14 protein-coding genes are annotated in these 13,757 nt (G+C 66.1%); 10 read left to right on the forward strand and 4 right to left on the reverse strand.

All coding sequences use genetic code 11. The features are described from left to right. Window positions 1-51 precede the first annotated feature (51 nt). The 7 genes from TZ00_RS11345 to TZ00_RS11375 all read left to right on the forward strand — a co-directional run bounded on the left by TZ00_RS11345 (window position 52) and on the right by TZ00_RS11375 (window position 4,629). Window positions 52-1,227 (forward strand): adenosylhomocysteinase, encoded by a 1,176-nt coding sequence (locus TZ00_RS11345; RefSeq protein WP_044441800.1) that lies wholly within the window; start codon window positions 52-54, stop codon window positions 1,225-1,227. Between the two features lie 2 nt (window positions 1,228-1,229). After that, complete coding sequence (locus tag TZ00_RS11350; RefSeq protein WP_044441801.1) at window positions 1,230-1,985, forward strand: IclR family transcriptional regulator; 756 nt, start codon at window positions 1,230-1,232, stop codon at window positions 1,983-1,985. A 9-nt stretch (window positions 1,986-1,994) separates the two neighbouring features. Continuing rightward, window positions 1,995-3,116 (forward strand): adenosine deaminase, encoded by a 1,122-nt coding sequence (locus tag TZ00_RS11355; protein WP_044441802.1) that lies wholly within the window; start codon window positions 1,995-1,997, stop codon window positions 3,114-3,116. A 3-nt stretch (window positions 3,117-3,119) separates the two neighbouring features. Further along, on the forward strand, window positions 3,120-3,575 hold the full coding sequence (locus TZ00_RS11360) for a PTS sugar transporter subunit IIA (protein ID WP_044441803.1): 456 nt from the start codon (window positions 3,120-3,122) through the stop codon (window positions 3,573-3,575). A gap of 24 nt (window positions 3,576-3,599) precedes the next feature. Continuing rightward, on the forward strand, window positions 3,600-3,872 hold the full coding sequence (locus TZ00_RS11365; RefSeq protein ID WP_044441804.1) for a PTS sugar transporter subunit IIB: 273 nt from the start codon (window positions 3,600-3,602) through the stop codon (window positions 3,870-3,872). Window positions 3,873-4,010: 138 nt separating this feature from the next. Continuing rightward, window positions 4,011-4,334: a hypothetical protein gene (locus tag TZ00_RS11370; RefSeq protein WP_044441805.1), complete on the forward strand. Its 324-nt coding sequence runs from the start codon at window positions 4,011-4,013 to the stop codon at window positions 4,332-4,334. Then, window positions 4,321-4,629 (forward strand): ArsR/SmtB family transcription factor, encoded by a 309-nt coding sequence (locus tag TZ00_RS11375; RefSeq protein WP_044441806.1) that lies wholly within the window; start codon window positions 4,321-4,323, stop codon window positions 4,627-4,629. The genes TZ00_RS11370 and TZ00_RS11375 overlap by 14 nt, the downstream gene beginning before the upstream one ends. A gap of 68 nt (window positions 4,630-4,697) precedes the next feature. Here TZ00_RS11375 and TZ00_RS11380 read toward each other — a convergent pair whose 3' ends face one another. Next, window positions 4,698-6,398, reverse strand: a complete 1,701-nt coding sequence (locus TZ00_RS11380) for a phospho-sugar mutase (RefSeq protein ID WP_044441807.1) — start codon at window positions 6,396-6,398, stop codon at window positions 4,698-4,700. Continuing rightward, window positions 6,395-7,228, reverse strand: coding sequence for a purine-nucleoside phosphorylase (locus TZ00_RS11385; protein WP_044441808.1), 834 nt, complete (start codon window positions 7,226-7,228; stop codon window positions 6,395-6,397). Before TZ00_RS11385 ends, TZ00_RS11380 begins: the two co-directional genes overlap by 4 nt. A gap of 97 nt (window positions 7,229-7,325) precedes the next feature. Here TZ00_RS11385 and TZ00_RS11390 point away from each other — a divergent pair, with 97 nt between their 5' ends. After that, entirely contained in the window at window positions 7,326-8,762 is a 1,437-nt protein-coding gene (locus tag TZ00_RS11390) for an NAD(P)H-quinone dehydrogenase (protein ID WP_044441987.1), read from the forward strand. 406 nt (window positions 8,763-9,168) lie between these two features. On the opposite strand, the gene TZ00_RS11395 is transcribed toward TZ00_RS11390, so the two are convergent. Together TZ00_RS11395 and TZ00_RS11400 are read right to left on the reverse strand one after the other, a co-directional pair. After that, entirely contained in the window at window positions 9,169-10,941 is a 1,773-nt protein-coding gene (locus TZ00_RS11395) for an acetyl/propionyl/methylcrotonyl-CoA carboxylase subunit alpha (RefSeq protein ID WP_044441809.1), read from the reverse strand. Window positions 10,942-11,035: 94 nt separating this feature from the next. After that, window positions 11,036-11,671 carry a Maf family protein gene (locus tag TZ00_RS11400; protein ID WP_078714260.1) on the reverse strand — a complete coding sequence of 212 codons (636 nt, stop codon included), beginning with the start codon at window positions 11,669-11,671 and terminating at the stop codon, window positions 11,036-11,038. Window positions 11,672-11,707: 36 nt separating this feature from the next. Between TZ00_RS11400 and TZ00_RS11405 the strand changes: the two genes are divergently transcribed. Both TZ00_RS11405 and TZ00_RS11410 read left to right on the forward strand, forming a co-directional pair. Further along, on the forward strand, window positions 11,708-12,994 hold the full coding sequence (locus TZ00_RS11405) for a class I SAM-dependent RNA methyltransferase (protein WP_044441812.1): 1,287 nt from the start codon (window positions 11,708-11,710) through the stop codon (window positions 12,992-12,994). A 63-nt stretch (window positions 12,995-13,057) separates the two neighbouring features. After that, complete coding sequence (locus TZ00_RS11410; protein ID WP_044441813.1) at window positions 13,058-13,756, forward strand: response regulator transcription factor; 699 nt, start codon at window positions 13,058-13,060, stop codon at window positions 13,754-13,756. Window position 13,757 lies beyond the last annotated feature (1 nt).

Below are 13,757 nucleotides of genomic sequence, written 5' to 3' on the forward strand. Positions count from 1 at the left end.
GATCCTGAAATCATATATGAAAGTAGCATTCATATATGCAAAACTAGCGTCATGACAGAACTCATCGATTCCGCCGCCGCCCGCGTCGAATGGATCAGGTCTCGCATGAGACTCCTCGCCGCAGTGCGTGAGCAGTTCGCCGCGACGAGGCCCTTCGAGGGGCACCGCATCGGCATGTCGCTGCACATCGAGCCCAAGACCGCTGTGCTGCTCGAGACTCTCGCAGCCGGCGGAGCCGAGATCGTCGGAACCGGCAACCACGGGTCCACTCAAGACGACGTTGTCGCCTACCTGCGCCATCAGGGAATGGCGCTGTTCGGCCGTCGCGACGACACGCTCGACGATCATCACGCCAACGTCGCGGCCGTGCTCGACGCGACCCCCGACATCCTGCTCGACAACGGGGCCGACCTGGCCGCCGGCATTGTGGCGCGAGGCGCGGGGGCGACACTGATCGGCGGAACCGAGGAGACGACCTCAGGCGGCGACAGATTGCGTTCCGAGCTTCTGGGGCAGGTGTCGTTCCCCGTGATAGTGATCAACGACAGTCTGCTGAAGCAGCTGGGCGAGAACAAGCACGCCGTCGGACAATCGGTCGTCGAGAGCTTTATGCGCATCACGAACCTCATGATTCCGGGCCGTCGCTTCGTGGTGGTCGGCTACGGATGGTGCGGCCGCGGCGTCGCCCAGTACCTCCGTGCGCTCGGAGGCAAGGTGGCCGTGGCCGAAGTGGATGAGCTCAAAGCCTTCGAGGCGGCACTCGACGGATTCCGCGTCGACACCGCCGACGGCCTCGCCGACTGGGGTGAGGTGTTCATCACCGCGACCGGGCGTCCGAACGTGCTCACGATGTCGGCCATCGACCGCATGACCGACGGCGCGATCCTGGCCAACTGCGGTCACTTTCCCTGGGAGATCGACACGGCATCGTTGCGCACGGCCGCCACCGCGACCAGAGCCATCGACGACACGATCGAACGTGTGGAGCTGCCGAACGGGCGGCACGTGATCCTCATCGCCGGCGGCCGCATGTTCAATCTCGCGGGCACGGCGCCCAAAGGAAACTCGCTCGACTCCATGGATCTCGGCTTTCTGTTGCAGGTGCTCTCGCTCGAGCGCGTGGCGACGCGGCCAGCCACCCTGGTCGCGGGCGCCCAGAACGTTCCCGACGACCTCGAGCGGGAGATCGCTCGACGCATGGTCGCTTCTATGGGGGCGAAGCTCTAGCCATGACACAACCACGCTCATCATCCACCTCAGCGCGGGCAGTGGCGGTCGAGAAGGAGTATGCGGCGCCTGCACTCGACAAGGGTCTCGATATTCTCGAGCTTCTCTCCGCCACAAGCGGGGGACTGGGCCAGGCCCAGATCGCATCCGGCGTTGGGCGAAGCGTCAGTCAGATCTTCCGTGTGCTGAGCACTCTCGAGCGGCGAGGTTACGTGCACCGCGACTCTCAGTCTGGGCTTTACATCCTGTCGTTGCGACTGTTCGATCTTGCCCACCGTCACGATCCTCTGCGCGGCCTGCTCCAGGCATCCGCCGGGCCGATGCGCTCGCTGGCCGACGTGGCCGAGCAGTCGTGCAGTCTCAGTGTCGAAGAAGCCGGACTCTCCCGTGTCGTCGCGCAGGTTGAGAGCCCGGGCGACTTCGGGTTCCGTGTGCGGGTCGGCGCGCTGTTTCCGCTCGACAACTCCGCGACGGGCGAGGTCCTGCGAGCGTTCCGCTCGAGCGATCCGGATGGGCTCGAGCCCGCTCTGCGGTCGGTTCGCGAGGCGGGGTACGTCGAGCGCGGCGATGAGCTTCACGCCGGCGTGATTGACATTGTCTTTCCGGTGCTGCGGACCGACGGCACAGCGGTCGCAGCGTTGACCGTTCCCTATGTCGCGACGCGGGTGAGCGTGCGGAGTGCCACCGAGGTTCGGCAACTGGCCCGGCAGGCCGCCTCGCAGATCGCCGCCAGCCTCTTTCCTGCATCGACGCCGTAGGCTGATGCCATGAACGATTCACGAGAGCAGTACACGCTCGCCAACGGCCGAACAAGCATCAATGCTCTCCCCAAAGTCTCTCTCCACGACCACCTCGACGGCGGCCTCCGCCCCGCCACGATCCTCGAACTGGCCGACTCGATCGGCTTCGAGGTGCCCGCATCCGATGCCGTCTCGCTCGGCGAATGGTTCGAAGACTCGGCCGACTCGGGCTCGCTCGTCGACTACCTGGCGACGTTCGACGTGACTGTCGGTGTGATGCAGACCGAAGAGGGTCTCAGCCGCGTCGCCCGTGAATTCGTTCAGGACCTGGCCGCTGATGGCGTCGTCTACGGCGAGGTGCGATGGGCTCCCGAGCAGCACGTGGCCAAGGGCCTCACTCTCGACCAGACCGTCGAGGCCGTGCAGCGTGGCATCGAGCAGGGCATCGACGATGCGCGGGGCGAGGGCAAGACGCTGCGTGTGGGCCAGCTGGTCACCGCGATGCGTCACGCTGATCGGGGCCTCGAAATCGCCGAACTCGCCGTTCGCCACCGCGACCGCGGCGTTGTCGGATTCGACATCGCCGGTGCCGAGCTGGGCTTTCCCGCGGGCAACCACCGCGCGGCGTTCGACTATCTGGCCCAGAACTACTTCCCTGTCACCGTGCACGCCGGCGAGGCCGACGGCCTCGACAGCATCCGCGGCGCCCTCTTCGACGGACGGGCGCTTCGGCTCGGTCATGGCGTGCGGCTGGCCGAAGACATCCGCATCGAGTCGAGTGACGACGAGAACACCTTTGTCACCATCGGCTGCCTCGCGCAGTGGGTCAAAGACAGAGAGATACCCCTCGAGCTCTCGCCGTCATCGAACCTGCAGACCGGTGCCATCACCGCGTGGGGCGACGAGCTGGAGGATCACCCGTTCGACCTGCTCTACCAGCTGGGATTCACCGTCACCGTCAACACCGACAACCGCCTGATGAGCAACACGTCCCTCAGCCGGGAGCTCTCGCTGCTGTCCGATGCCTTCGGTTACGACCTCGAAGACTTCGAGGTCTTCCAGCTCAACGCCGCGAACGCCGCGTTCCTGCCGCTCGACGAGCGTCAAGACCTCGCAGACACGATCATCGCGGGCTTCCAGAGCGCGTAGCCCATGCGGTTGGAAGAACTGCCAGACGAGGTCATTGTTCTGGGGGCGCACGCTTGCGACTGGCGCGATGCCGTGCATCTCGCCGGCGACGCCCTCGTCGCAGGCGGGGTCACGACGGATGCCTACACCGAGCGCATGGTGCAGGTCGTCGAGGAATTCGGTGCATATATCGTCATCGCTCCCGGCCTTGCCCTCGCCCATGCGCGGCCGGGGCCCGACGTTGTGCACGACGGGCTCGCGGTCGTGACTCTCGACGAACCGGTCGCGTTCGGGCATCCGCACAACGATCCTGTCGAGGTCGTGCTGGCGCTCGCTGTGACAAGCAATGAGGGGCACGTGACGGTGTTGGCCGACCTGGCGAACGTGTTCAACGACCCGACCGCCACCCGTTCCATCGCGCAGGCTGCGACTGTCGGAAGGGTCAGGGCTGTGCTGGGGCAGGCTCGCCCCGAGCCGTGATCGCCGCCCACTATCGTTGACTCTATGAAGATCATCGCCTTCTGCGGAGCAGGCATCGGAACATCGGCCATTCTCAAAGTGAATGCCGAACGTGCCCTTGCTCGCCTTGGCATCGAGGCCGACATCGAGGCCACCGACGTCGCCGGTCTCTCCGTCGCGGCAGAAGATGCGCAGGTGATTCTCGCGTCTCCCGAGCTCGTGAAATTCATCGGCAAGACCTACGCCGACGTCGTCGTGATCGAGAACTACTTCGACCTCGACGAGCTCACGCGCAAGCTCGAGATAGCCCTCGGCTGATTGCGTGGCCCGTTCGCTGAGCTTGTCGTTCCCTGAGCTTGTCGAAGGGCCGTCTCGTTCTCTGCGTCCGGATTGAATTGATAAGCAAAGCCGCTTATATTAAGCGATATGGCTGATCAAATATTCGAAAAAGAAGAAGTGACGTTCGGCACGTACTATGTTCGCGCGGACGCCACCGAAGAGTTCGAGCGCGTGCTGCCGGAGAGCTGGGCGGCCCTGCGCCGGCTGGGCTTTGTCGCCGACGAGCAGCCGCGGCTCTTCCGGTCGGTGTCCGAACCGGTGCGCTACGTCGAGCTCGTCACGTGGGTCCCCGGGGTCATGGATCCTGCGCACGAGCATCCCGACCTGATTCCCATATGGTTGCGGTTGGCGAAGCTCGTCGAACCCCACACCCCTGCTGTTGTGGAACGCGGTCTGGTATTCGATGAGTTCGTGCCGGTTGTGTTGAATGCCGACGCCTGATCCCATCCCGGGGCTCGCTGATCTGGATCGTTTGGACGCCGTGTTCGCAGCGCTCGCGCACCGCACGCGACGCGCAATTCTTGTGACGCTCCTGGCCGATGGTGGTTCGCAGACCTCAGGGAAGATCGCCGGCCGCATGGACAACAGCTGGCAGACGACGAGTCGGCACCTTCGCCAGCTCGAGGAAGCGGGACTCATCAGAGTCGGCCTGCAGGGTCGGGAGCGCATCTATTCGCTGGACAGCGACGTCATGCTGACAGCCCTCGATCAATGGGGTGATCGGTTTCGGCCCTGACCGGCCTCTCGAGACGCTCAGCCTCTGAGCCCAGCGAACAGTCCCGCGCGGACGGCCCCGCATGCAGCTCAGTCCGCGATCAGCGCCCGCACACCCTTCTCCAGGCTGGCGAGAGCTGCCGTGGCGGCCGCTCTGCGCTCCTCGAGTGTTCCGTCGCTCGACTGCGTGTCGAGGTACACCTTGAGCTTCGGCTCGGTTCCGCTGGGGCGCACCATCACGCGCGAGCCGTCGTCGAGGTGGATGCGCAGAACATCCGACGGGGGCAGGGCGCCGTCGGTGGCCAGCAGATCGTCGATCGACGACACCCGGATGCCGCCGATCTCGGCGGGCGGCTCGGCCCGCAGCCGCGCCATCACGCGCGTGATCTGCGACAGATCGGTGACCCGCACCGACACCTGGCCCGACGCGAAGTGTCCGAAACGTATGCTGAACGCGTCGAGCTGGTCGTCGAGGGTGAGTCCTCGGGCGGCGAGTTCGCTGGCCAGATCGAGCAGCGCGAGAGCCGCCGAGATGCCGTCCTTGTCGCGCACCGTCGACGGATTGACCAGATAGCCAAGCGCCTCCTCGTATCCGAACGCGAGCTCGGGCGTGCGAGAAACCCACTTGAATCCGGTGAGGGTTTCGGCGAATTCGAGTCCGTACTCCGCGGCGACCGCGCTCAGCGCGGGCGACGACACGATCGAGCACGCCAGGGTGCCCGACGCTGTCTGCTCGTCGTGCGCCGCGGCATCCAGAATCTCGGCCGCACGCCAGCCGAGCAAGGCGCCCACCTCGTTGCCGGTGAGTGCGCGATATGCGGCGGGAAGGGACGAATCGCGGATGGCGATGGCCAGGCGGTCGGCGTCGGGGTCGTTCGCGATCACCAGATCGGCATCGACTTCGCGTGCCGTCTCGAAGGCGAGGTCGAGTGCACCCGGCTCCTCAGGGTTGGGGAAGGAGACAGTCGGAAAAGCCGAGTCGGGTTCGATCTGTGAACGCACGACCGTGGGCTCGTCGAATCCGGCGGCAGTGAGCACCGACCGGAAGGTCTGCCATCCGACACCGTGCATGGCCGTGTACACGACCTTCGGCTGAACGGTCGGTCTCGCTGCGAGCCCGGCGGTCTGCGCGACGTACGCCTCGACGACCGACTCGGGTGCAATCTCATAGTCGTCGGAGCGAGGCAGCTTGAGAACGTTCTCTTCGGTCGCGACACGCAGAATGTGCTCGGCGATTTCGGCGTCGGCGGGCGACACGATCTGTGAGCCCTGGTCGGCGTCGCCCAGATAGACCTTGTAGCCGTTGTCGTTCGGCGGGTTGTGCGAGGCAGTGACCATAACACCGGCGCTCACGTCGAGGTGCCGCACGGCGAAGGCCACGAGGGGGGTCGGCAGCAGGCGGGGCAGCAGAATGGCCCGGATGCCGGCGCCCGCCATGATCTCGGCCGTGTCGGTCGCGAAGATGGCCGAGTTCTTGCGCCCGTCGTACCCGACGACGACGCTCGTGGTGTCACCGTCGGCGGCACGCGCGAGCAGGTACGCGGCGAGGCCGGCGGCGGCCTGCGATACCAGCACGCGATTCATGCGGTTGGGTCCTGCGGCGATTTCGCCTCGGAGCCCGGCGGTGCCGAAAGCGAGGCGGGTCTCGAACCGATCACGCAGATCATCGAGCGCCGATGTATCGCCTGAGCCGGCGGCGTCGATCAGCCCCGACAGCTCGGCACGAGTCTCATCGTCGGGGTCCTGTGCGATCCACGCGCGAGCCGCCTCGAGCAGCTCGGATTCTGTCACAGCTCGCCTACGATTCGAGCGAGCAGCGACCCGATCCTGCCCTCGGCGTTACGACCGGCCTCGATGACCTCTTCGTGGCTCAGCGGCGTTTTCTGAATGCCGGCGGCGAGATTGGTGATCAATGACATGCCGAGGACCTCCATACCGGCCTGACGTGCGGCGATGGCCTCGAGTGCGGTCGACATGCCCACGATGTGGCCGCCGATCGCCTTCGCCATCTGCACTTCGGCCGGCGTCTCGTAGTGCGGGCCACGGAATTGCACGTAGACGCCCTCGTCGAGCTCGGCGTCGACGGTGCGCGCGACGTCGCGCAGACGGCTCGAATACAGGTCGGTGAGGTCGATGAACGTGGCGCCCTCGAGAGGCGAGTCGGCCGTGAGGTTGATGTGGTCGCTGATCAGAACGGGCGTTCCCGGGGTCCAGGTTTCGCGGATGCCGCCGGCCCCGTTCGTGAGGATCATGGTCGTTGCGCCGGTGGCCGCGGCGGTGCGCACGCTGTGCACGACGCGGCGCACACCGTGGTTCTCGTAGTAGTGGGTGCGCGCGCCGATCACGAGGGCGTGCTTTCCGTTGGGCAGGGAGATCGAGCGGAGCGTGCCGCCGTGCCCGGGAACGGCCGAGGCCGAGAAGCCGACGATCTCCGTCGCATCCACCGTCGCGATGGTCTCACCGATCAGGTCTGCGGCCTTGCCCCATCCGCTGCCGAGAGTAAGGGCGATGTCGTGGCGGGCGACGCCCGTCTTCTCTGCGATCTGAGCGGCCGCTTCGCGGGCGATCTCGAAGGGATCGGCGTCGGAGGAATCGAGGGGATTGGCTGTCGTGGTGAGCATTGAACCACCTTAGATTAACGCGGTGTTCACCGGTGGGTCGCTGATGCGCGGGGCCTGAGTTTGGCGGTGGCCCGCGCGACACGGGAGAATGGCGGTCATGGTCTATGAGTTCGAGCGCAAGCAGAGAATCGCCGTCCTCGGCGGCGGGCCAGGCGGGTACGACGCCGCTATAGCGGGAGCTCAGCTGGGTGCCGACGTCACCCTGATCGAACGGGTCGGCGTTGGCGGTTCCGCCGTGCTGACAGACGTCGTGCCGTCGAAGACTCTGATTGCCACGGCTGAGGCCACAAACGCTATCGGTGAGGCCGCCGATCTCGGCGTGCAGTTCTTCACCCGCGGAGGCACGGGCAAGCCGGTGCGTCCGGAGATCGCCGTCAACCTCGCCGCTGTGAACAAGCGACTCCTGGGTCTCGCGAGGCAGCAGTCCGAAGACATGAAGTCGAGCCTCATCCGCTCCGGCGTGCGCGTCGTCACGGGTGAGGGTCGCCTCGATGGCGCCAACTCGGTGATCGTCTCGACCTCGAAGGGCGAGGAGGGCACCGACTTCGACGAGATCGAGGCGGACACCATCGTCGTCTCGGTCGGTGCGAGCCCCCGTATTCTCGACTCGGCGGTGCCCGACGGAGAGCGCATCTTCACCTGGACCCAGCTGTACACGCTCAAGACCGTTCCCGAGCACCTCATCGTGGTCGGGTCGGGCGTCACCGGTGCGGAGTTCGCCTCGGCGTACACCGCTCTCGGCTCGAAGGTCACTCTGATCTCGAGCCGCGACCAGGTTCTGCCCGGCGAAGACGCCGACGCAGCCGCTGTGATCGAGAACGTGTTCAAGCGCAACGGCATGACCGTGCTCTCGAAGTCGCGCGCCGATTCGGTCGTGCGCACCGACAAGGGCGTCATCGCGACTCTCTCGGATGGCCGCACCGTCGAGGGCAGCCACTGCCTCATGGCCGTCGGCTCGATTCCCAACACCGAGGGCATCGGACTGGCCGAGGCAGGCGTGCAGCTCACGGAGTCCGGGCACATTCGGGTGAACAGGGTCGCCCGCACCTCGATGCCGTCGATCTACGCGGCCGGCGATTGCACGACCTTCCTGCCCCTGGCATCCGTGGCCTCGATGCAGGGCCGCACGGCCGTGTTCCACGCCATGGGAGACGCGGTCAACCCGACCGAGCTGCGCAACGTGTCGTCGAACATCTTCACCCAGCCGCAGATCGCCACCGTCGGCTGGACTCAGCACCAGATCGAAGAGGGCATCGCCCAGGGCGACATCTACAAGCTGCCTTTGTCGGAGAATCCCCGAGCCAAGATGATGGGCATCAAGGAGGGCTTCGTGAAGCTCTTCGCGCGCACGGGCTCCGGCACGGTGATCGGCGGGGTTGTCGTCGCTCCGAACGCCTCCGAACTGATCTTCCCCATCGCGCTCGCGGTGGAGCACCGCCTCACGGTCGATGCTGTCTCGCGCGCGTTCAGTGTGTACCCGTCGCTCTCGGGCAGCATCTCAGATGCGGCTCGCGCGATGCACATCGTTCTCTAGCGAGACAGCGCTGATCGAGTAGCCGTTCCGACTGCGGTCCCGGCGTATCGAGCGGTGAAGCCACTCAGCCGATCAGAGGCTCGGGAAAAGCCTCTCGGAACGAGCTAACGGAGCACGAATCGGTCGACACTCCGTGACCCGAGCCGTGACATCGGTGTGTTGCTCACAATGTGCGTCGGTAGCCCGCGGAAGCACGACGTGGTCAACGAGTCCGATGGCCAACTGAGGACAATCTCGTTCCACCCCACCCCAAGGTGCGGAGATCCGAGGCTGAATCCGCCGCACTTCTCTGCTCCGAGCAATCTGTCCTCCTTTAGCGCAGACTGCGTTCCGCGGCCACGGCTACTGGATCAGCACACGGCGGGGTCGACTTTTCCTAGGAGACCACCCCGCGGTGGCCTCCGTACTATTCGGCGATATCGAGCAGCACGGTGCCCGATGACACTGTCGCTCCGACGGCGGCGGAGATCTTTGCGATCGTGCCGTCTTTGTGCGCCGTGATCGGCTGTTCCATCTTCATGGCCTCGAGCACCAGCACGAGGTCTCCCTTGACGACCGCGTCTCCCTCGGCGACGGCGATTTTGACGATCGTGGCCTGCATCGGCGCCTTGACCGAATCGCCGGTGGCCGACGAGAAGCCGGATGTCGACCCGCGACGCTTCGGCGCGGCACTGGAGGCTGCCGAGCGCGCGGTAGAAGAACCGCCGCCGAAGTTGGCGGGCATGGCGACGGTTACGCGCTTGCCGTCGACCTCGAGCACCACGGTCGTGCGTTCGGCGGCGGGAGCGGACTCCTCGAGCTCACCCGACCACGGCTCGATGTCGTTGACGTACTCGGTCTCGATCCAGCGCGTGAAGATGCTGAAGGGCTCTCCGGCTGCCGGGGCGAAGGCGGGGTCGCGCACGATCGACCTGTGGAACGGCAGCACGGTCGGCAGGCCGTGCACCTCGAACTCGTCGAGTGCGCGACGCGAGCGCTCGAGGGCGTCTTCACGTGAGCTGCCCGTGACGATGAGCTTGGCCAGCAGCGAGTCGAACGAGCCCGAGATGACGTCGCCCGCCCGGATACCTGTGTCGATGCGCACGCCCGGTCCGCCCGGGGCGTTGAACGTGTGGATCGGCCCAGGGCTGGGAAGGAATCCGCGCCCTGCGTCTTCTCCGTTGATGCGGAACTCGAATGAGTGGCCGTGAGGCACGGGGTCGTCGTAGTCGAGAACGCCGCCCTCGGCGAGACGGAACTGCTCGCGTACGAGGTCGATGCCCGTGACCTCTTCTGACACGGGGTGTTCGACCTGCAGGCGGGTGTTCACCTCGAGGAACGACACCGTTCCGTCGGCGGCGACAAGGAACTCGCAGGTGCCGGCGCCGACATAGCCGACTTCTTTCAGAATGGCTTTGGATGCGCGATACAGCTCGGCGTTCTGGGCGTCGGTGAGGAACGGGGCCGGGGCCTCCTCGACGAGCTTCTGGTGGCGGCGCTGCAGCGAGCAGTCGCGGGTGGAGACCACGACGACATTGCCGTGCGCGTCTGCGAGGCACTGGGTCTCGACGTGGCGCGGCTTGTCGAGATACTTCTCGACGAAGCACTCGCCTCGGCCGAAGGCGGTGATCGCCTCGCGGGTGGCCGACTCGAACTGCTCGACGATCTCGTCTTCGGTGTAGGCGATCTTGAGTCCGCGTCCACCGCCGCCGAAGGCCGCCTTGATGGCGACGGGCAGGCCGTGCTGTGCCACGAACGCGAGAACCTCGTCGGCCCCGTTGACGGGGTCGATGGTGCCCGGGGCGAGCGGCGCGCCGACCTTCTCCGCGACGTGGCGAGCAGAGACTTTGTCGCCGAGCTTCTCGATGGCGGCCGGTGACGGGCCTATCCAGATGAGCCCGGCGTCGATGACAGCCTGGGCGAACTCGGCGTTTTCCGCGAGGAATCCGTAGCCCGGGTGAACGGCGTCGGCGCCGCTTCTGCGAGCGATGGAGAGGATCTTGGGAATGACGAGATAGGTCTCGGCGCTCGTGGTGCCCTCGAGGGCATACGCCTCATCGGCGAGCTGGGCGTGCAGAGCGTCTCGGTCTTGATCTGCGTAGATGGCGACCGATCCGATTCCGGAGTCTTTGGCGGCCCGGATGACCCGGACTGCGATCTCGCCTCTGTTGGCTATGAGTACCTTGGTGATGCGCGGCATAATCCACCCAGCCTATTGGGCGGAGCTGGCCGTCCTTTGGCAGACACGAACAAAAATGCCGTTCAGACCCTGTGGGAACCTCTATTCGCGGGGACTACGCCCGCAGCGACATCATGTCGACGTCGAGCTCGGCCAGCATGGTGCGCAGGGTTGGCAATGACATGCCGATCACCGTGGACGGCGCGCCAGTGACCGAGCGGATGAACGGCGCTGCTAGTCCGTCGACCGTGAAAGCGCCGGCCACCTGCAGCGGCTCGCCGCTCGCGACATAGGCGTCGATCTCTTGCTCGGTGATGTCGGCCGCGAACTCCACCGAGGCGTGGGCAGTGGCTCCGAGTGCTCTGGCAGGCTGGCCGTTCTTCACTTCGATGATCCAGTGCCCCGAGTGCAAAGTGCCCGTCTTGCCTCGCTGTTCGAGCCACCGCTCGCGGGCGATGTGGGGCTCGTGAGGCTTGCCGTAGATGATGCCGTCGAGCTCGAAGGCAGAATCGCCGCCGAGAATCACACCGTCGATCTCCTCGCCATCCGGTTGTTGCCCGAGGATCGCCTCGGCCTTCAGCCGGGCCAGCAGAGTGACCATGGCCGAGGCATCCAGTTCGCCGTTTGAGTCGGTCGCGAGCCGCACGGCGGCCTCCTCGTCGACGTTCGACGGCACGACCACCGGTTCGATGCCGACCTGCCTGAGCAGGGCGAGGCGGGCCGGCGAGGTGGATGCGAGATAGAGGCGCACGGAGAGCACCGCCCTTTCGTATGGGATGCTCGAACCATGGCTGACGCGCAGGGAACACAGGTCGAGCTGGAGATTACCAACGTAGCCCACGGCGGAATATCGGTCGCACGACTCGATGGCCGCGTGGTGTTCGTCACGGACTCGCTGCCCGGTGAACGGGTGATCGCCCGCATCACCGACGACGAGCACGCCTCGTTCTGGCGGGCCGACACGATTCGTGTACTCGAGGCGTCGCCCCATCGCGTGCCTCACGTCTGGCAGGCCGCGTCTGTCGATCGTGACCCCGGCGACAGGGCCGGCGGGGCCGAGTTCGGCCACATCGACCTTGCCTGGCAGCGCGAACTCAAGCGACAGGTCATCGTCGACTCCCTCAAGCGGTTCGCCGGGATCGAGCGCGACATCGAGGTCGAGGCGGTCGACGGCGACGACCTGCGCGGCGGGCTCGGCTGGCGAACGCGGGTGCGACTGCATGTGGATGCCGATGGTCGCGTCGGCCCGTTCGCGGCCCGTTCGCATCGGGTCATCGCCGTCGACGACCTTCCGCTGGCGACGCCCGCCCTCGAGCTCGAGGCCCCGCTCGGCGATCGAGTCGACGGCTCGGACTTTCCCGCCGACGGCTACATCGACCTGGTTGCGCCGTCGCAGGGTGCGCCTCGCTTCGTGACATCGAACGAGACGCCCGAGAAAGCTCGCGGTTCTCGCACGGCCTCGCGACGCGGGCGCAGCATCACCGAGGTCGTCGACGGGCGCGAGTTCCTGCTCGATGAGCAGGGGTTCTGGCAGGTGCACCGCGGGGCCGCCTCGACTCTGTCGCGGGCGATCCGCAGCGAGGTGCTCGACGATCATCTCGATCCTGCCGCATTCAACCTCGATCTCTACGGCGGCGTCGGACTTCTCGCGGCGGCGCTGGGAGAGAAGGTCGGCGCCGGCCTGCGCATCACGAGCGTCGAAGGCAACGAACTGGCCACCGACTATGCGGCCGAGAACCTCAGCGAGTGGATCGGTGCCAACGCGGAGACGAACAGGGTCGACCGCTATCTGCGCCAGCTCGAGAAGAGTGCCCAGGCCGCGGAGCGCGATCGACTCTCACGCGCGACGGTGATCCTCGATCCGCCGCGAGCCGGCGCGGGCAAGCAGGTCGTCAACTCCCTCATCGCCCTCGACGTCGCACAGGTCGTCTACGTGGCCTGCGATCCTGTCGCCTTCGCCCGCGATGCCGGGCAATTCGAGCGTGGCGGCTACCATGTGCGCTCGATGCGCGCCTTCGATCTCTTTCCTCACACGCACCACGTCGAATCCGTGGCGGTTCTCACCAAAGACTGACGCCCGATCGCTCGAAGCACGCCGTCCGTTACGATCGGAGTGACCCGCAGAGGGAAGGCCACCATGACTCCCGCAGACAAGACCGCTACGGTAGATCGTCTCTCCGAGGCGACGGTTCGCGTCGCCATCGTCGACGATCACGAGTCGGTTCTTCTCGGGCTCAAGGCCGCGTGCCTCGAGGCCGGTTACGAGGTCGTCGCCGTTGGATTGACCGTTCCCGACCTCGTCCGCGCACTCGGAACACGACCGTCCGACGTGGTCGTGCTCGACCTCAGCATCGGAGACGGGCTCAGCGTCACGCACAACGTCGAGGCCGCGCTGCAGACCGGTGCTTCAGTGCTGGTGCACAGCATCGCAGACCGCACCGCGAGCGTTCGTGAGGCCTTGGCGGCGGGCGCGGCAGGCGTCATCCCGAAATCGGCGGCCACCAGCACCGTGATCGCGGCGATCGCTACGGTGGCCGCCGGGGGAGTGCTCAACAACCTCGAGTGGGCGAGCGCCATCGACGCAGACGCCGAATTCTCTCGGGCTCGGCTCACAGCCCGGGAGCGCGACGTGCTCCACCTGTATGCGGCCGGCCTGCCCCTCAAGCTCGTCGCCGCCGAGCTGGGGATCGCGACGCCGACCGCACGCGAGTACCTCGACAGAGTGCGGGCAAAGTATGTGCAGGTGGGTCGTCCTGCACCGACAAAGGTCGATCTGCTGAAGCGGGCCGTCGAAGACGGCATCCTGGCTCTCGGCGAGAACACCGACGGCAGGTGAG

It is taken from the genome of Agreia bicolorata, from assembly GCF_000938265.1.
Taxonomy (GTDB): domain Bacteria; phylum Actinomycetota; class Actinomycetes; order Actinomycetales; family Microbacteriaceae; genus Agreia; species Agreia bicolorata.

Coding starts and splice junctions, on each gene's coding strand:
- TZ00_RS11345 (WP_044441800.1), top strand. CDS start 52: ATGACAGAACTCATCGATTCCGCCGCCGCCCGCGTCGAATGGATCAGG.
- TZ00_RS11350 (WP_044441801.1), top strand. CDS start 1,230: ATGACACAACCACGCTCATCATCCACCTCAGCGCGGGCAGTGGCGGTC.
- TZ00_RS11355 (WP_044441802.1), top strand. CDS start 1,995: ATGAACGATTCACGAGAGCAGTACACGCTCGCCAACGGCCGAACAAGC.
- TZ00_RS11360 (WP_044441803.1), top strand. CDS start 3,120: ATGCGGTTGGAAGAACTGCCAGACGAGGTCATTGTTCTGGGGGCGCAC.
- TZ00_RS11365 (WP_044441804.1), top strand. CDS start 3,600: ATGAAGATCATCGCCTTCTGCGGAGCAGGCATCGGAACATCGGCCATT.
- TZ00_RS11375 (WP_044441806.1), top strand. CDS start 4,321: ATGCCGACGCCTGATCCCATCCCGGGGCTCGCTGATCTGGATCGTTTG.
- TZ00_RS11385 (WP_044441808.1), bottom strand. CDS start 7,228: ATGCTCACCACGACAGCCAATCCCCTCGATTCCTCCGACGCCGATCCC.
- TZ00_RS11390 (WP_044441987.1), top strand. CDS start 7,326: ATGGTCTATGAGTTCGAGCGCAAGCAGAGAATCGCCGTCCTCGGCGGC.
- TZ00_RS11395 (WP_044441809.1), bottom strand. CDS start 10,941: ATGCCGCGCATCACCAAGGTACTCATAGCCAACAGAGGCGAGATCGCA.
- TZ00_RS11405 (WP_044441812.1), top strand. CDS start 11,708: ATGGCTGACGCGCAGGGAACACAGGTCGAGCTGGAGATTACCAACGTA.
- TZ00_RS11410 (WP_044441813.1), top strand. CDS start 13,058: ATGACTCCCGCAGACAAGACCGCTACGGTAGATCGTCTCTCCGAGGCG.